The 18880-nt window shown below is 38.6% G+C and carries 13 protein-coding genes; 5 read left to right on the forward strand and 8 right to left on the reverse strand.

Going from position 1 to position 18880, the window contains the following annotated elements:
- The first annotated feature begins 283 nt into the window (after nt 1-283).
- The 3 genes from ACFIL7_RS04980 to ACFIL7_RS04990 all read left to right on the forward strand — a co-directional run bounded on the left by ACFIL7_RS04980 (nt 284) and on the right by ACFIL7_RS04990 (nt 3540).
- Nucleotides 284-676, forward strand: a complete 393-nt coding sequence (locus ACFIL7_RS04980) for a Fur family transcriptional regulator (RefSeq protein WP_375612302.1) — start codon at nt 284-286, stop codon at nt 674-676.
- Nucleotides 677-849: 173 nt separating this feature from the next.
- Nucleotides 850-1944 (forward strand): HlyD family secretion protein, encoded by a 1095-nt coding sequence (locus tag ACFIL7_RS04985; protein ID WP_375633811.1) that lies wholly within the window; start codon nt 850-852, stop codon nt 1942-1944.
- Nucleotides 1945-1968: 24 nt separating this feature from the next.
- Complete coding sequence (locus ACFIL7_RS04990; RefSeq protein WP_375634787.1) at nt 1969-3540, forward strand: DHA2 family efflux MFS transporter permease subunit; 1572 nt, start codon at nt 1969-1971, stop codon at nt 3538-3540.
- Nucleotides 3541-4611: 1071 nt separating this feature from the next.
- Here ACFIL7_RS04990 and ACFIL7_RS04995 read toward each other — a convergent pair.
- From ACFIL7_RS04995 to ACFIL7_RS05005, 3 genes are all read right to left on the reverse strand, one after another.
- Nucleotides 4612-5196, reverse strand: a complete 585-nt coding sequence (locus tag ACFIL7_RS04995; protein WP_375612299.1) for a GNAT family N-acetyltransferase — start codon at nt 5194-5196, stop codon at nt 4612-4614.
- A gap of 75 nt (nt 5197-5271) precedes the next feature.
- On the reverse strand, nt 5272-6405 hold the full coding sequence (locus ACFIL7_RS05000; RefSeq protein WP_375633813.1) for a type III PLP-dependent enzyme: 1134 nt from the start codon (nt 6403-6405) through the stop codon (nt 5272-5274).
- A 1699-nt stretch (nt 6406-8104) separates the two neighbouring features.
- Complete coding sequence (locus ACFIL7_RS05005) at nt 8105-9022, reverse strand: rhodanese-related sulfurtransferase (protein WP_375613636.1); 918 nt, start codon at nt 9020-9022, stop codon at nt 8105-8107.
- A gap of 115 nt (nt 9023-9137) precedes the next feature.
- Between ACFIL7_RS05005 and eda the strand changes: the two genes are divergently transcribed.
- The gene (gene eda / locus ACFIL7_RS05010) at nt 9138-9803 is read left to right on the forward strand and encodes a bifunctional 4-hydroxy-2-oxoglutarate aldolase/2-dehydro-3-deoxy-phosphogluconate aldolase (protein ID WP_375633815.1); all 666 of its coding nucleotides are present in this window, start codon (nt 9138-9140) and stop codon (nt 9801-9803) included.
- 2 nt (nt 9804-9805) lie between these two features.
- Here eda and ACFIL7_RS05015 read toward each other — a convergent pair whose 3' ends face one another.
- On the reverse strand, nt 9806-10027 hold the full coding sequence (locus ACFIL7_RS05015; protein WP_375683417.1) for a hypothetical protein: 222 nt from the start codon (nt 10025-10027) through the stop codon (nt 9806-9808).
- A 224-nt stretch (nt 10028-10251) separates the two neighbouring features.
- On the reverse strand, nt 10252-11079 hold the full coding sequence (locus ACFIL7_RS05020; protein WP_375633816.1) for a ferredoxin--NADP reductase: 828 nt from the start codon (nt 11077-11079) through the stop codon (nt 10252-10254).
- Nucleotides 11080-11884: 805 nt separating this feature from the next.
- Here ACFIL7_RS05020 and alr point away from each other — a divergent pair.
- On the forward strand, nt 11885-13000 hold the full coding sequence (alr, locus tag ACFIL7_RS05025) for an alanine racemase (RefSeq protein WP_375633817.1): 1116 nt from the start codon (nt 11885-11887) through the stop codon (nt 12998-13000).
- 1540 nt (nt 13001-14540) lie between these two features.
- Here the strand turns inward: alr and gcvP are convergent.
- Genes gcvP through gcvT form a run of 3 tightly spaced genes read right to left on the reverse strand, consistent with a single transcriptional unit; the run spans nt 14541 to nt 18829 of the window.
- Nucleotides 14541-17336 (reverse strand): aminomethyl-transferring glycine dehydrogenase, encoded by a 2796-nt coding sequence (gene gcvP, locus ACFIL7_RS05030; protein WP_375634792.1) that lies wholly within the window; start codon nt 17334-17336, stop codon nt 14541-14543.
- 5 nt (nt 17337-17341) lie between these two features.
- Complete coding sequence (gcvH, locus tag ACFIL7_RS05035) at nt 17342-17710, reverse strand: glycine cleavage system protein GcvH (protein ID WP_375633818.1); 369 nt, start codon at nt 17708-17710, stop codon at nt 17342-17344.
- Between the two features lie 6 nt (nt 17711-17716).
- Entirely contained in the window at nt 17717-18829 is a 1113-nt protein-coding gene (gene gcvT / locus ACFIL7_RS05040) for a glycine cleavage system aminomethyltransferase GcvT (protein ID WP_375633819.1), read from the reverse strand.
- Nucleotides 18830-18880: the final 51 nt, after the last annotated feature.

Consider the following 18880-nt stretch of genomic DNA (forward strand, 5'->3'; position numbering starts at 1 on the left):
GCCCAAAACAATACCAATAAAATATTGAACAAAAAATCCTATTTCAAGACATTATTGGCAACAAGCAATTATAGGAAAAATAAGAAGCGTATAAAAGTTTCATGCCCGATAGCAGCGGCTTTCAGATTATAATACCCCTCCCCTCACAACGATTGCAACTTTTCTTACATATCGCAAGGATGTCATGTAAAAGGCTAAAGATAGAGTACATATTCTATAATCACCATTGCATAAATATTTTACACACTTTATGCTTTTCCACGAGAGCAAAAGGAAGATGTCAATGTCATCTAAACTGACGCGTAACCAAACATTGGTTTTAAACACTTTAAAAAATGCAAAAGGGCCTTTAAGTGCTTATGCGATTCTCAATCACTTACGCGAAGAAGGTTTTCGTGCACCTCTCCAAGTTTATCGTGCGTTAGAAAAACTCGTACAATTAAAGTGTATTCATCGTCTTGAAAGTGTAAATGCCTTTATGGTCTGTTTACACCCTGAAAACTGTCAACATGAACTTACAACGTTTATAATTTGCGAAAACTGTGGCACAGTCAACGAAATACAAAATCAAACGATTGTATCGAGTTTAAAACAGATGGTTCAAGCTGTTGACTTCCAAGCACATAAAAGCACCTTAGAAGTACGAGGTCTTTGTAAAAAATGCGCAATAAAATAAGACCGCTAACTTGAAAACAAGATCTCTAACTTGCAAGTTTATATATTTAGCATTATGTACCAGGGATCGCCTTATTGTTTGAAAAGCTCTTATCGTCCGTGCATGTATATCACCCGATCTTAGTGATGGGTTTATTATACTCATTGGAACATAAATATTGAAAGTATAAAATCATGTCCGTAGCTGAGACAATTTTTTCAACCAAAAATTTCAATAAAACGCAAAAAAAGAAAGTAATCAAGGCTCTTCTTATTGTCTTTGCACTCTTTGTGCTTTGGTTTAGCTACAAATGGATAACGCAATGGCGTTATATGCTATCCACTGAAGATGCCTATGTACAAGGAGATATAGCCGCTATTGCGACTAAATTAAATGGATATATTGCAAAAATTGCCATTAAAGCCAACCAAGTTGTAAAAAAGGACGATGTTTTATTTTACTTAGACAATGGTGATTATCAAATAGCCTTGGATCAAACAAAAGCGCATCTTGACACACAGAAAAAAACACTTCTACGCATTGATGCACAAATCACAGCCGCTCATAGTGCTTTAGATGATGCAAAAGCGCAAAAAGCAGCCGCTTCAGCCATAGCAACCAATGCACAACTCACCTTAAAACGTGTAACAGAACTGAAAGCCAATCGTTATGCTCCTCAATCTGATGTCGATGATGCCAAATCAGCTTATGAACAAGCCATTGCAAATATTAACAGAGCAGATGCACAAATCGCTGCAGCACGTGCAAATATCCGAGTACTAGAAGCACAACGAAGTGAAACAGAAAGCCAAACAAAGAGTTTAGAACTTTCGCGTGAAAAAGCACAACGTGATCTTGATTCAACCATTATACGCGCGCCATTTGATGGAATCATAGGAAATTTAACAGCAAAAACGGGAGATTTTGTTGTAAATGGCCAACGTCTTGCAGCGTTAGTCCCCATCCATGCACTTTATATTGAAGCAAACTATAAAGAAACACAGTTGCAAAATATTCATGCAGGACAAAAGGCTTATATTTCTGTTGATGCCTTCAAAAAGCAGGTCTTTACAGGAACAGTGCTTTCTATTTCACCTGCAACAGGTGCTGTTTTTTCTCTTCTTCCTCCACAAAACGCTACCGGTAACTTTACAAAGATTGTCCAACGCATTCCCGTACGTATTTCTATTCCAGAAGAAGTCTTAAAGACCGGACATATCCGAGCAGGAATGAGTGTTTCAGTAGAAGTTGATACACGTACAAAACCACAAGATAAAAGTCTCTTATAATAACAAGCAAATGACCTCATTATTATGACATCTTCAATACCAAAGCCCATACAGTCTCAAGAGCGCATAGAAATCCGTAACATTGTGATTTTCATAGTTATGGCCTTTGGCATGTTCATGGCGATTTTGGATATACAAATCGTTGCCTCCTCTTTAGCCGAAGTTCAAGCTGGTCTTTCTGCAAGCTCTGAAGAAATTTCATGGGTTCAAACCTCCTATCTCATCGCTGAAGTCATCATGTTGCCCCTTTCTGGATTCTTAGGAAGATTGCTTTCAACACGTATTTTCTTCACCATATCAGCGATCGGGTTTACGATTACTTCTGTTCTTTGTGCAACAGCAACATCTATTGGAGAGATGATTATCTACCGTGCATTGCAAGGTTTTATTGGTGGAGGAATTATCCCAAGCGTTTTTGTCGCCTCTTATGTTCTTTTCCCTCCTTCCAAACGCCCAATTGTTACCCCTATTGTTGGACTAGTCGCAACATTAGCCCCCACTATTGGTCCAACGGTCGGAGGTTATCTTTGTCATATCTTATCATGGCACTGGCTTTTTCTCATTAATGTGCCTTTTGGGATTATTATTTCAATTCTCGCTTGGAAATTGATTGATTTTGATAAAGCAAATCCATCTCTCATGGCTAAATTTGACTGGTTGGGGCTCATTTCTATGGCTGTTTTTCTAGGAACTTTAGAGTATGTACTAGAAGAAGGCGCACGTCATGATTGGCTGAATGATAGGCTGGTTCGGAATTTATTCATTATCATGATTCTTGCTGCCGCCTTGTTTTTCTGGCGTGCTTTTACAGCAAAAGAACCCATTGTAGATCTCTCTACTTTTTCTAATTTCAATTTTTCAGCTGCATCCATTTTTTCCTTTTCACTGGGGATAGGTCTTTATGGACTCACGTACCTTTATCCTGTCTATTTGAGCCAAATCCGCCATTATGATGCCCTTATGATTGGAGAAACATTGTTTCTTTCAGGATTCGTCATGTTATTAACGGCTCCCCTTGCAGGATTCCTTTCAGCACGAATGGATGCACGTTTAATGATGGCAATAGGACTTTTTGGTTTTGCAATAGGCACTTGGATGGCAAGCACTATCACAGATAAGTGGGATTTTTGGCAGCTTTTTTGGCCGCAAGTTTTCCGTGGTGCTTCTGTAATGTTATGTATGGTTCCTATTAATAATATTGCCTTGGGAACACTCCCACCAGAACGAATGCAAAATGCTTCTGGACTCTTTAATCTCACACGGAATCTAGGTGGTGCTGTAGGGCTTGCCATTATCAGCACTATCATGACAAAACGCACGGATTTCCATTATGAACGAATAGCCGAAACACTTAACCACGCAAACAGACAAGCAACTGAAATGCTTTCAAAGCTTACTTTATTATTCAAAACAGAAACCTTTGATTCCTATACCCTGGCTCTTTCTCAATTGTTTAATATGGTACGCATACAAGCAATGATTATGGCTTTTAGTGATATTTTCTTTATCATAACCATCATCTTTGGTGTTTTGACATTTATGACCATGTTTCTCAAAAAAATACCACCTCTCATGGATTCACCACCAAATCACTAAGCTTAATTAAAATTGAGAAATATTTTTTATCCTTATCACTTTCCTCGCTTCCTATGCACTTTACCTTTTCTCAAGAGACAGTATAAATAAATATGTGATTCTAAATGATTCTTCTGATAAAAATTCTTTTCAATGCAGGCTCTTTACGCACTTTTAAAATAACTTCTCACATACAAAAATTGTTTTAGATGATCGGTAAACAAAGATCTTACCTAACGTGCTCCACACTATAAAGATAAAGCAGCTATTTCTATAAGATTTTTGATTTATCACCATAGGGCACAAAAGATTAAAAGATTCTTGGCCCTTTACTCTTTTGAGTCTTACAAGAATATTCATAAAAGATTTATGATTCTTGTGATTTTTATTCACGCACCTATTTCCCTTATAATGTGTAGGACAACGTTTTTTTGATTCTGAATGCAAAATTTTACATGAAAAAATCATTTTGTATTTGATCCTCTCATGCTAATTGCAAAACGATTTACCTTTATAGTAAAAAAGTAATTATATATTTTTTTCAAAAAAGCTGCTTTTGAACATGTAATTTTATTTTTTACACTCTTTTAAAAAAGCTGATACCTATAATTTTGATTCTACTGCTGTATATTTTTCTTTCTTAAGCCCCTTCTCTTTCAACAAGCGCTAAAATTGTATAAAATTTCTCAAAATATCTCTCTATTGAATCAATCAAAACCATTCCCTTGCACATAAAAAGCAAAGAAACAAAAACTGTTTAAGAAAAAAATAAAATATCCAACCGTTTCGATGCAAGATCTACCAACGATATTGAAAACTGGAAAATGTATGATGATACTGGCTTTTAAAGAATACAAAACCACTCAAAAATCCGGTTCCTTTAATATTATAAAATAGGACGCTATTTCAAAAAATGAGCTTAAAATATATTCCTACTCACTTAACTGAAATTATCAAAAATAAGAAACCAGCCATATAATAAAATCGCAATACAACTCCCCAAAAACTTTGTACCGCTAAATACTTTGGCTCTAGCCAAAACAGTATGCTCTCCTCAATGCCAGCTGTTGAAAAACAAAATAAACACGATCTTCAAGCCACTTTATGATGCTGAAAACGATTTGAAACTTCTCGTTCTCCACTAGGAACCAAAGTGCCATAACACCCAGAAAGATAATGTGGTATCAGTTCCAACGCTTGAAAGCGATGCTTTTCGTAAGGACCAGGCATTGCCAAATTTTCTGTTAAACTATTTGAAAAGCCAAAACGTTGATAAAATTCAAAATCCCCTACCAGCAAAATGGCGCCATATCCCAATTTTTTTGCTGTTTCAATTGCATGGCGGACTAAAATTGATCCTATTCCCATACCAGCACATTCAGATGCAACAGCCAAGGGGCCCAAAAGTAAAGCATGTTGTGTTTTATTTTTTCTTTTAGAAAAAGAAACATGCCAAAGACGGACACTTCCCACAAGCTCTCCAAGCGCATTTTTAACCACAAAAGAAAGTCCTTGAGCAGCTAACCGACCACGACGTAAAGCCTCTGATGATTTACGTTTACGTCCATACCCCATCGTTGAATCAAGCAAAATTTCTCGATAAGGCTTATCGGTTTCTTGCTCCAATAAAAGTGTAAAACACGCCCCATCTTTTGTTTGAAAGTTCATCATGTTCATCTCAATGACCGCCCTCTTATAGCGCCATGACGAGCATAGCAAAAAGTCTAAAAAAACTATAGTTAAAAGGAAACCTCAGATCACATATGATCGTAAAGGCTCAAAACCATTAAAAGCAACCGATGCGTAAGTTGTTGTGTAAGCACCAGTTCCATGAATCAATATTTCATCTCCTATCGTTAGGGATAGAGGAAGCGGATAAGGTGTTTTTTCATAGAGAACATCTGCCGAATCGCATGTTGGTCCAGCCAAAATACAAGGCTCCATTACCTTATCATCATGAGGTGTCTCAATAGGATAACGAATGGCTTCATCCATAGTCTCAGCAAGACCATTAAATTTTCCAATATCAAGATAAACCCATCGTACATTATCATTATCAGCTTTTTTAGATATTAGAACAACTTCTGTACGAATAACACCAGCATTGCCAACCATCGCACGTCCTGGCTCAATAATCGTCTCAGGGATACGATTACCAAAATGCTTTTTCAATGAATCAAAAACTGCTGTACCATAAGCTTGTTCTGTAGGGACATCTTTCAAATAACGCGTTGGAAAACCGCCCCCCATATTCACCAACCTTAGTGAAATACCTTCTTGTTCCAAGCGCTTAAAAACTGTAGAAGCATCCGATAAAGCACGATCCCACGCACTCAGATCAACCTGCTGAGATCCAACATGAAAAGAAACACCGTAGGCTTGCAAACCCAATTGGTGTGCCCGTCTTAGAACATCAACCGCCATAGCTGGAACACAACCGAATTTGCGTGACAATGGCCACTCTGCACCTTTGCCATCGGTAAGAACACGGCAAAAAACACGTGTTCCTGGAGCAACACGCGCAATTTTTTCCACTTCTTCAACACAATCAACGGCATAAAGTGAAACTCCCAATGCATATGCTCGTGCAATATCACGCTCTTTTTTAATCGTATTCCCAAAAGAAATACGCTCTGACGTTGCTCCTGCTTTTAAAGCCATTTCAATTTCTGCAACAGAAGCCGCATCAAAAGAAGATCCTAAAGAACTCAGCAAACGCAAGATTTCAGGAGCTGGATTTGCCTTTATTGCGTAAAAAATACGAGACTGCGGCAGAGCTTTTTCAAAATTTAAATAGTTGTCACGAACAACATCAAGGTCAACAATTAAGCATGGACCTTCAGAACGATGTGTTGCAAGAAAATCGCGAATACGTTGCGTTGCCATCTGCAATTCTCCTTGAGGGAAAGCTCCCCCACTCTATGCTTGGACAGCCAAAGCTGCCAAAAGCTAAAGGACAAAAAACACACAACAACCATCCCCATTCTGATTACAAAAAATCAGAAATTAGCATTGCATGCAGCGAAAGAACAGCGCGAAGCCGCGTTATTCTATTTTATCTGCCTTTTTGATTGGAGTTGAGAAAACCACTTCCGCACTGAAGGCAATGAGGTGTGCCTCTATAGTTATCCCAGCATTTAAAAGCTGGAAGACACCAGAAAGGCCCGCACCGTCGTTGCTTCAAGATGTCCTCATTCTTGCAATTGGCTGTAAGAATGACTGGAGCGGTTAGTTCCAGGTACCGTACCGGTTAATCTCACCATTTGAGAACCAGCGGACACCCACAGGCACGTGCGACTTTGGGCAAGGCATCCTATAAAACGAATCCTTTCTCATTTCAATCATTTTTTTAATTTTAAACATTTTTTAATTCTTAAAGATAAAATGGTGCAAAAAAACAACACTCTCCCCCAGACAAAGCCATCCATCCGCTTTCATGAGATCACACCCCTTACATTATCCGTGCAACATAAATCACTGTCTTGTGTTTAAAGCCCCTCGTTTCTTTACCCTATTCTATCTCCTAATATCCGCAGCAGAAAATAACGCAAAATAAATTATTCAAAACTTAATTTATAATGACAATTTATTATTGTGCCCTTAAACAAAAATCCCATTATAAAATCCTCTTATTTCAACCCTCTTACAATGAATCAATTAAAATCATTCTTTTGCGCATCACAAATAAAAAACAATTGAAAAAAGGAGTACCTCTTATATATCCTCTCAAATGCAAAGATGACCAACATTGAAGACTGAGGATAGTAACGACTGAAGCACCATCGTCTTTAAAGATAACGTGTCCTTCCCCCAACAAAACGCCATCATCTTTCTCATTTACATCCTAAAAAACACCCCTACTTCCACATTCATTTCACAACATCGCTTAAGCAAAATATCATGAAGAATTCCCCGTATAATATAGCTTGTATGATATAGATCAACTACATCTCACCCTCTTTATACTTATGAAATTAAAAACAAACGCTCCCATTCTATCTGCCAACTCCCAATATTGCAGAAACTCCTACATTGAAATGTTTCATAACACCTTATCTAAAATGATTTTTGTCCACACGTTGCTCCCATTTGCAACGTACAAGTGAATGAATTTTACGCGATTCGTTCTCATCTAATCTGAAAGCAATAAAGTTCACAATATTGAACTATTTTATTCAAATGAAAATAAATTATCATTATAAATTAATGTATTATATTAAATTCTGAAATCATAAACTCCTATTATCATTTTATTTTTTCCACCTAGCATCTGCTTTTTCATCTCCTCTTATTAATCACATCTTATTCATACGCTTTTCTCTTAAACTATAAATCTCCCTCCTCTGCGCTGTTGGTGAACGGCTTTTCTATTTTAAAATGAAAAGTATCTGAAAACTCAATCCTATAAAGTCAAGGAGAGCGAACAATCTATAATGATTATTTATAAGTCAAATAATTTAACATAAACAAAAAGACCGAATAATATCCGGTCTTATAAAATATTTTTCTACCAATATTAAAAAACTCTTCTCTCTTAAATTTAAGAGAAAAACGCTACAACTTAAAACTCTACACTGCGATATCCTTATGTCCCTTGATGAGAATCAATTGCACGCAACTTCAACAATTGAAATTGCCTATGGCGCTCACGAAAGCGCTCTCTATCGGCTTCACTACGCGTGTTATAACAAGCATCACAGGAAACACCTTCCTCATAATGAGGCGATAATTTGCTTTCAGCATTAAGAGGAGAACGACACGCACGACATAATTCGCGTCCACATTCTTCAAGACCATGTTGAACAGAAACACGCTCATCAAAAACAAAACACTCACCCCACCATAAACTCTTCTCTTTTGGAATTTTTTCTAAATATTTCAGAATACCTCCTTTTAGATGGTAGACTTGCTCATAACCAAGATCACGAACATAAGCTGTTGATTTTTCACACCGAATGCCGCCTGTACAAAACATAGCAATTTTCTTTTTTTTCTTTAACTCAGCCTCATGTTTACGCACCCATTCAGGAAATTCGCGAAATGTTTTAATCTGCGGATCAATCGCTCCTTGAAAACTCCCTATCGCATATTCATAGTCATTCCGTGTATCGATTAAAATTGTCTCTTCATCTTGAATAAGAGCATTCCAATCTTCAGGATCGACATAAGTACCAACAACTTTTAGCGGATCAACCCCTTCAACCCCCATTGTCACAATCTCTTTTTTCAACCGCACTTTCATGCGATGAAAAGGCATTTTTGATGCCCATGAATATTTAATCTCCGGCGTTTGAAACGCTGGCTCAGCCGTAATAAAATCCACCAATGCCTCAATCGCATCACAAGAACCAGCAACTGTTCCATTAATGCCCTCTTGTGCTAAAAGCAGAGTGCCTTTGATATCCTTTGCTTGACATAAATCCTGCAAAGGTTTTTGTAATTGATGATAATGCTTCAAATCTGCAAAGCAATAAAGTGCAGCAACTTTAAAATTCTTTTCCATGTGTTTTGCCATAACGCGCGTTTCATTCAATTTCAAGATTTATTCATGTACTCTTTAACATATTGTGCTTAATCAAACGATACAAATAATATCATCTCCAAGAAGAAAAAATATCATGTGCCAAAAAAGAAAAAAGCTTTTATTATATCTCCAAGGACAAACTGTCATACCTATTTTACTCATTGACAATCTACAAAGTGCTGTACCCTTAACACGCGCTCTTGTCAAAGGTGGATTAAAAACAATTGAGATCACCTTGCGAACACCAAATGCCCTCAAAGCAATTCAGAAAATCACACAAGAAGTCCCTGAAGCAATTGTTGGAGCCGGCACAATTCTCAACACAACACATTACGAAAAAGCCGAACAAGCTGGAGCCAAGTTTATTGTAAGCCCCGGATTATCCAATGAACTAATCAATTGTGCAAAAAATAGTGAAATTCCCCTTCTTCCCGCTGCAATGACCCCAAGTGAACTCATGCAAGCATTAAACAAAGGCTATTCATATCTTAAATTTTTCCCTGCTGAAGCTGCTGGAGGTATTTCCTTCATCGAAGCTTTAGCATCTCCCTTCTCTGATATCTGGTTTTGCCCAACAGGCGGTATTACACAAAAAAGTGCACCACAATGGCTCCAACTGCCCAATGTCTTCTGCGTTGGAGGTTCTTGGATAGCGCCCCAAAAACTTATTGCCATAAGTGATTGGGATTCGATTACTGCATTAGCATATACCGCATCACAACTTCCCTCTCCCTCGAAAAAAGCTCTTTCTACAATATAATGTTAAAGTGCAAGAATATCAGTCCCTTCAACAAGACCAAAGCTTTCACACATTCTTGCGCAACCTTTTAACATTGCCATGGAAACACAAATCATCACCCAATCTTCATCGAGATGAATTTGGGGAAGTGCTATTGTTTCAAAGCCGCTTGTTTCAAAAAAGCACCCACTCTCCATAACAGTCGTAATACGCCCCATATGCTCAGAAAGCTCACGAGTGGTCATAGGATAAAATTTCAACTGTTGTGCATATGCCCCACAATGAGTGGATCTTATTGCAAAAAGGAAACAAGATCTTTTGCACAAATTGACTCATTCTTTTCGCGCGTTATTTAAATAAGAACAACTTCTGAAAATTTTTCATAAATGTCAGGCTCACGAATAAAGCTTGCAAAAGAAAAAAACCCGTACCGGTTTGAAAGAAGATAAAGCATCAACTTTCCCACTCATTACTCCACAAAAGCGCGCTCTACAACATAAGTAGCAGGAGCATTATTGGCCCCTTCAACAAGACCAAAGCTTTCACACATCCTTGCGCAATCTTTTAACATAGCCATGGAACCACAAATCATCACCCGATCCTCATCAGGATGAATCTTAGGAAGTCCTGTTGTTTCAAAAAAGTCCCCACTTTCCATAACAGTCGTAATACGGCCCATATGCTCAGAAGCTTCACGAGTAGTCATAGGATAAAATCTCAACTGTTGTGCATACTCTCCAATGAGTGGATCTTGTTGCAAAGAGGAAACAAGATCTTTTGCATAAATTAACTCATTTTTTTCGCGCGTTGTTTGAATAAGGACAACTTCTGCAAATTTTTCATAAGCTTCAGGATCACGAATAAGGCTTGCAAAAGGAGCAATCCCCGTCCCAGTTGAAAGAAGATAAAGACGTTTTCCAGGAATAAGAGCATCAAGCACCAGCGTTCCTGTAGATTTTTTACGCATGAGAACTGTATCACCAATTTTAATTTTTTGGAGATGCTCGGTTAAAGGTCCCCCTGGAACTTTTATCGAAAAAAACTCAAGCTGTTCATCCCAAAAGGGACTTGCAATCGAATAAGCACGATAAATCGGCTTTTCTGCATTTGGCAAACCGATCATAACAAACTCACCCGAACGAAAACGAAAACTTTCCGGACGATTCAGACGGAATTTAAATAACCGATCTGTATAATGACAAACCTCTTGGACAGTAAGGGCGAACACATTCTCAGGAATCGGAAAATTTGCAACGCTGCTGATGCTTGACGGAACATTGGTAGCAGACGTATTCATACTCTTCCCCATATCTTTATTGAACGTTAAATTTCGAATCTTTGACGTGATATAGTACTTGCACAACCATCTGCCAACAATTTTCTCAACACAAAAACCTCAAGGTTAACACTTTTATGTCAAAATTAAATAAATGAGTCTAGTGCACTCTATAAGCGATAAAATTGATTTCACTTAAAACCAATCAAAGACTAGAAAGTAAATACTGGATACCCAATCCATCTTGAAAACAAATAATATCCAAATCAACGAGTTTTCTAAATCAACAGTTTTAATGTATCAAAAAGTGTTTACACTGTTTTCTATTCAATAAAAATAATTTTAAGTGCATGAGACAACATCCAAAATTGCACAGATGAGTGATCTTCCCTCTCATGGTAGAAAACTTGTAATGCATTGATTTAACGTGGTTAATTTAATCATTTTACCTTCTCTAAATAAGAAGCCAATGCAATATTTAATCAAAACAATCACACCAGCAATAATAGTCTAACATTGCACTCTTCAAAATGATACAATACAATAAATTATGTTTATTTTTTTATATGCCTAAACGAGGGCAAATAAGTAAAAAAGTCTATGTTTTACAAATCATTAGAAGATACCATGTTGATAACAACACAAATAAAACTAAACTATCTCTTATATCCAGAGTACCATTTTACATAAAAAATGACTTTAATGGCAGCATAGGCTTCTTATGATTTTGACCATAGCAAATAGTGTCTTTCCCCTATATCGTAAAGAACCTCAATGAAACAACCAAAAAAACTCCGTATTTCACGAACACAGATAAGCTTTTAAAATGAACAAATCCGTTAATGATGAAATAAATACATCACTCTATACAGCTGTAGCAACCATCGATGTCAGTGCCATTGTTGCCAATTATATCACTTTAGCCAAACGTGTAGCTCCAACACAATGTTCAGCAGTTGTAAAAGCAAATGCCTATGGATTAGGAGCTCACAAAATTGCTCCTGCCCTTTATCAAGCTGGTTGTCGCACTTTTTTTGTCGCACAAATCAGAGAAGCACTCCAATTAAAAAGCATTTTACCATCAAATGTCACGATTGCCCTTCTGAATGGACTTCCACACTTAGCAGAAGAGTTTGTCGCACAATCTGGTATTGTTCCTGTTCTAAACTCTTGGAATGCCATTGAAAATTGGCAAAAAATTTGTCAAAAAAAAGATAAAAAATTTCCAGCAATTGTTCAAATCGATACCCATATGAACCGATTAGGACTGGATCAAAAAGAGTTACAAAAACTCATCAAACACCCTACAATTTTCGAAAAAGCAGAAATAAAATATATTCTTAGTCATCTTTCTAACGGAGAAGATGATACCCACCCATCAAATTATGCCCAATTGACTTCTTTCAAAACTATCCTTGCGCAATTGCCTGCTTGCAAAGTTTCCTTTGCCAATTCTGGAGGTATCTTTCTAGGATCAGATTTTTATTTTGATCTTGTTCGTCCAGGCATTGCACTTTACGGAGTTGATCCGCGGGGAAAACACCCATCACCTCTGAAACCTGTTTTAAAACTTGAAGCCCAAGTCATTCAAAGCCGCGTTGTTGATATAGGAGCACCTGTTGGTTATGCAGAAAGCTTTATAACCAACAGACCAAGCACTCTTGCAACCATTTCTATAGGCTACGCAGACGGCTGGCTCCGTGCTCTTTCGAATAAAGGAACTGTTTATTTCAACGGGCACAAACTTCCCATGGTTGGGCGGGTTTCTATGGATTCCATTATTGTAGATACGACCGATCTTGAACAAAAACCTCAAACTGGTGACTGGGTAGAGCTCATTGGTCGCCATCAAACACTTGAAAAAGTATCTATAGATGCCGATACCCTCCCCAATGAAATTCTAACATCTCTTGGCTCCCGCTATAAATACATTTACACATAAAAACTCTTTAGCCATAAAGAAATAAATTGATAAAAATCATCATTTTAGAAAATTGAGGGGCTTTTACAAAAGATTTTACAACAATCAACCACATAGAATGGTCATAGATACCGTACATTCACAGAAATCTCAAAACAGACAAGTTAATGGACTGTTTTATGGAAGTAGCTTTCATCTAAAATACAAAAACTTAGCCTTTCCCCATAAATTGACAAAAAAGAATCTACTACAAAGTTTTTAAAATTAATTTCCCAATTAAAATCATTCGCTTGCATACCACAAGCTGGACTATGTGTAGATAAAAATGATTTAAGAAAAGAATAATGCCTCTTATGAACCATAGTGCCAAGAGCTATAACATTAGGCGCTGGCAAAGTGTATGGATAGTGCCGGCTTACTCCGTTATGAAGCGTAAAGATTGGGGGATCAATAGATTTACCCTTACACCATTCACAAGCGCCGTCGCGAAATGGGATTAGGAGCGAAATATCTCTTTAAAACAAACATGTGAATTAACAACCCAAGTATATTCTTTTTGGAGCGTTCTGTTTTACATGAGGGTCGTGCCCCCATTAAAAAACACAATAAATAAAAGTGTGGAGCAATGTGCAATCCCCATTATTAAAAAAACATTGCTTTAAATGCTTTTGAAAGCCGCAAAGCTGAATTAAAAGGAGATGACAAACTGAGGATTGAGTTTTACCTTTACGGCTTTACATTTTCCCAAAATGAGATTGTCTTCCAGTTTCAAAGGTTACGTCAACAGAAATACGCAATCCCCTCGCCCTCATCTGACAGACAAAAGCTGGAACTACTCATAAAGCTCTTTTTTTCTCAATCTCTGACTCAAAACATGTGGCTGCGTTAAGTTTGGATGTTGATTTACAGGCAACAGCTAAAGCACACGAGCTCTTAGAAAAACAGCGCTGTAAAGTTACAAACTGACTTGCAATGAAGTGGAAAGATGTGCCGGCTTTTTATAAGACACCTTGTAAAAAACACCCATAATACATTTGGCTTTGCGTTTGCTCATTCTAACAGGTGTTTTTACATATTTTTGCGTCATATTTACAAAAAGCAGATTAAAGAGAAATATTTAGACAATTCTTGACTCGAAAAGATGCAACAACAGAGTTTCGCGTGTCTTTATCATCAAAAACACTAAAATTGATTTTATTCTTCTACAACCGGTCGTCGTCACCCTAGTGAGAAGGAATATATCACAACACATGCAACAGACGTGACCCTATCCCCCGTAGGTTTCGCTCTCGTTTACGTGAACTAGCTGGCGAGACCGATGCCGCCTAGTCACTAAAACCATGCCATACGGTAGAAGGCAAAGGAGAGCATGCCTATTGCCGACAAAACACAGCTTTTTGTCGACTTTTTTGATTTTGCTCATGTTATAAAAAAACAATGCAAAATTCTAGAAAATAGACAAATAATTCCATAGTAACATGATCAACAAGCATAAAACCCACACAAAATGTGTGGGCTTTTTTGTTTATGCAAATAAACAAATTAAATACATATTTGTTATTTAATAGGTATTTCCCAATGGCGGGCACGAACAAATGAGCATTCTGTCTCCCGCAACATTATCAATACGCGATACAGGAGGCCAATATTTATTGGCTGGATCAAGAAAACTGTTGGGAAAAGCAGCTTCTTGTCGCGAATAGGGTCGTGCCCAAGCATCATCTAAAGTATCTGCCACTGTATGAGGGGCATTCACCAATGGATTATTGTCTTTTGGCCAAACCCCGCTACCAACTTTCTTAGCTTCTTCAGCAATAGAGAGTAAAGCATCACAAAAACGATCAATCTCTGCTTTTGGTTCCGATTCCGTTGGCTCAATCATCAAAGTTCCCGGAACAGGAAACGACATCGTGGGCGCATGGAATCCATAATCAATGAGACGTTTTGCAATATCATCAACACTCACCCCATACTGCTCTTTCAACACGCGTGTATCCACAATACATTCGTGCGCAACACGTCCATGCTTGCCCCGATAAAGAATGGAATAAGCAGCTGAAAGACGTGCAGCAATATAATTGGCATTTAAAATGGCTATTTGTGTTGCATATTTTAAGCCATCAGCCCCCATCATTCGAATATACATCCATGTAATCGCAAGAATAGACGCACTTCCATAAGGAGCAGCCGAAACCGCATGTGTTGTCCCATCTTGTTCATGACCTGGTAAGAATGGTTTGAGATGCGCTGCAACTCCAATTGGTCCCATACCAGGACCACCACCACCATGAGGAATAGCAAATGTTTTATGAAGATTCATATGACAAACATCAGCGCCAATATCCGCAGGACGAGCAAGACCAACAAGGGCATTGAGATTAGCACCATCAAAATAAACTTGTCCGCCATTTTCATGAATAATAGAACAAATTTCCTTAATACTTTCTTCATAAACACCATGGGTTGAAGGATAAGTAATCATGAGAGCGGCCAATTTATCTTTATGCAATTGCGCTTTCATCTTGAGATCGTCTACATCAACATCACCATCGCTTAAACATTTTACCACAACGACTTCCATCCCTGCCATATGGGCCGAGGCTGGATTGGTACCATGCGCAGATGCAGGAATAAGACAAACTGTACGTTGATGTTCTCTCCGTGATTGGTAATATCGTCGGATAGCCAAAAGCCCAGCATATTCACCTTGAGCACCAGAATTTGGCTGAAAAGAAACTTGCGCAAATCCTGTAATTTCGCACAACCACGCATTTAACTGGTTTATCATCTCCAAATAACCCGCTGCATCCTCTTGTGAAACAAAGGGGTGTATATTGGCCATGCTAGCCCAACTTACAGGCATTAATTCAGCCGCGGCATTAAGCTTCATTGTACAAGAACCAAGAGGGATCATAGCGCGATCCAGCGCCAAATCCTTATCCGCCAAACGACGCAAAAAGCGCATCATATCTGTCTCTGAATGAACCGCATGAAAAAAAGGCTGAGAAAGAAAAGCAGCATCCCGTTTTTTTCCAAAGAGTCGTGGAGAAACCTGATCGCCTAATTTTGCCCCAAAAAGCTGCGCTAAAGCACCAGCATCTTCTTCTGTCGATAATTCATCAAAATTGATTGCAATAGTGTCATCATCGAGAACACGAATAAGGCGCCCACCTATTTTGGCTTGATGCGCAATTTCTCGCGCTTTTCCCTTAACAGAAATACTCACACAATCAAAAAAGCTTTTCCCTTCAACATGAACTCCTGCTGCTTCTAAACCAGCAACAAAACGACATGTTAAATGATGAATTCGCTGCGCAATTTCTTGTAAGCCTTTTGGCCCATGCCAAACAGCATAAGCGGTTGCCATATTAGCCAACAAAGCCTGCGCTGTACAAATATTTGACGTCGCTTTATCGCGCCGAATATGTTGTTCACGTGTTTGCAAAGCTAAACGAAAACCAACGCGTCCTTTGGTATCCACGGATTGACCAACAATACGCCCTGGAATAAGACGCGTTAACGCATCACTCACGGCAAGGTAACCAGCATGTGGACCACCAAATCCCATCGGAACGCCATAACGCTGCATAGAGCCAACAACGATATCTGCCCCCCATTGAGAAGGTGGCTCCTGAAGGGTAAGCGCTAAAGGATCAGCTACAACGATAACTAAAGCTCCCTTTTCCTTTGCCTCTTTTATGATCTCACTGTAATCATGAAAAGAACCTTTTGTATCTGGCCAAGATAAAACAATTGCCGCTGTATCAGAATCAATTTCGCCATTTTGGCTAATCTGAATCCCTTGTGTTTCAGCACGCGTTTGCGCAACACTCAAAGTCTGAGGGTGTAAAAGACTCTGAAGAGAAATTTTTGTTTTTTTCTCACGGAAAAAGCGAAAAGCAAGGGCATTGGCTTCAGCTAAAGCAGTTGCTTCATCAAGAAGGGAAGCAGCAGAAACAGGCAAACCTGTTAGTTCACTAACCAATGTCTGAAAATAAAATAAAAGCTCTAAACGACCCTGGCTAATTTCTGCTTGATAAGGCGTATAAGCAGTATACCAAGCAGGATTTTCAAACAGATTTCGTAAAATAACCGGAGGCACATAAGTTCCATGATATCCTTGCCCAATAAAACTTTTGTGCACATGGTTACGCTCCATCATCTTGGAGAGTTCTTCCAAGGCTTGTCCTTCACTAGCAGCCTCTGGAAGATTCAATGAACGTCCCAAATGGATAGAGTGTGGAACAGCTTGAGAAATGAGTGTATCAACACAATCAAGCTCTAAAACATCAAGCATTTTTTGTGTTTCATCAGGACGCAGCCCAATATGTCGAGAAGAAAAAGAACGCTCGATCATAGTACTCATCCAATCAAAGCCTTATAAGCATCTTTATCTAACAACCCCTCCAGTTGTGTCTCATCCTGCAATGTCATTTTCCATAACCAGCCTTCTGTTTCGGCTTTCTGATTTACCAATTCAGGATTATCAGCCAAGGCTTCATTTATTTCGACCACTTCACCATCAAGAGGAGCATAAACATCTGAAGCCGCCTTCACTGATTCTACAACAGCCGCCGCCTCTCCTTTGGAAAGTTTTGTTCCACTTTGTGGTAAATCAACAAAAACCAAATCCCCTAATTGCTCTTGCGCATAATGCGTAACCCCAACAATCACCACTTGCCCTTCAACGCTAAGCCATTCATGGTCATGTGTAAAATAAGTTTTAGACATAAAAAATCATCCTTTAAAATAACGTTGTTCAACAAAGGGAAGAGAATGAACTGATAATACAATCTTTTTGCCTCGCAGTTCTGTAAAGACTTGTGTCCCTTCAACTTTAAAATCAACAGGAACGTAACCCATCGCGACAGGACCATCAAAAGAAGGACCAAAACCACCTGATGTTACAATGCCAATCTCATTACCTTGATCATCAAGAAGCAGCGCACCGGCACGAATAGGTTGGCGCGTTTGCGGTTTTAATCCAACACGACAACGAGCCGGTCCTTTTTGCAGTGCTTCAAGAAAAGCCTTTGCACCATAAAATTGTGCTTTTTCTCGAACATTTTTAGGAACAGCCCATGTTAGAGCCGCATCAATAGGTGTCGTATCAGGGGTAATATCATTTCCATGCAAACACAGCCCCGCTTCCAACCGCAAGCTATCGCGTGCTGCAAGTCCAATCCACTCAACACGAGAATCACTCAGCAATTTTTCAGCCAACATATGCGCATGCCCTATAGGCAAAGCAATTTCAAAACCATCCTCTCCCGTATAACCAGAACGCGTTATAAACCAATCCTGTTGTGGTTCGAATCCTTGCATAAAGAACAATTCATTCCCTGGTAAATCGGCATCAGCAAGAACGGCTGCCGCTTCAGGACCTTGAAGCGCAAGCAATACCCTTTCAAGGGCAATCACTTGACATTCAAAATCAACCGCACGCTTTTCCAATTCTAAAAAATCAGCCTGTGCATTCCCAGCATTGGCGACCAACATAAAACGACCCTCTTCCAAACGGGTAATAATAAGATCATCAAGAATACCAGCCTGCTCATTAAGCAAATAATTATACCGTGAATGCCCAATCTTTAAAGCTGCTGCATCAATGGGAAAAGCATAGGACAAAAATTCCACAGCTTGTGCCCCTTCAACCGCAATCAATTTCATATGAGAAATATCAAAAAGTCCTGCATGTGCACGCGTATGAAGATGCTCTTTTAAAACGCCAAGAGGATAAGTTAAAGGCATGTTCCAACCCGCAAAAGAACCAAATTTTGCTCCTGCTTTTTCATGCAAATCATATAAAGGAAGTGTTTTTAAAAAAGATGTTTCTTGTGCTGTGCCCATAATAACTCCAAAGCTGCGCTAACGCCCATAGAATATGGTCGTCTCTGCCCC

The sequence above is a fragment of the Bartonella sp. AP3QHHD genome, assembly GCF_042195765.1.
In the GTDB taxonomy this organism is placed as follows: Bacteria; Pseudomonadota; Alphaproteobacteria; order Rhizobiales; family Rhizobiaceae; genus Bartonella.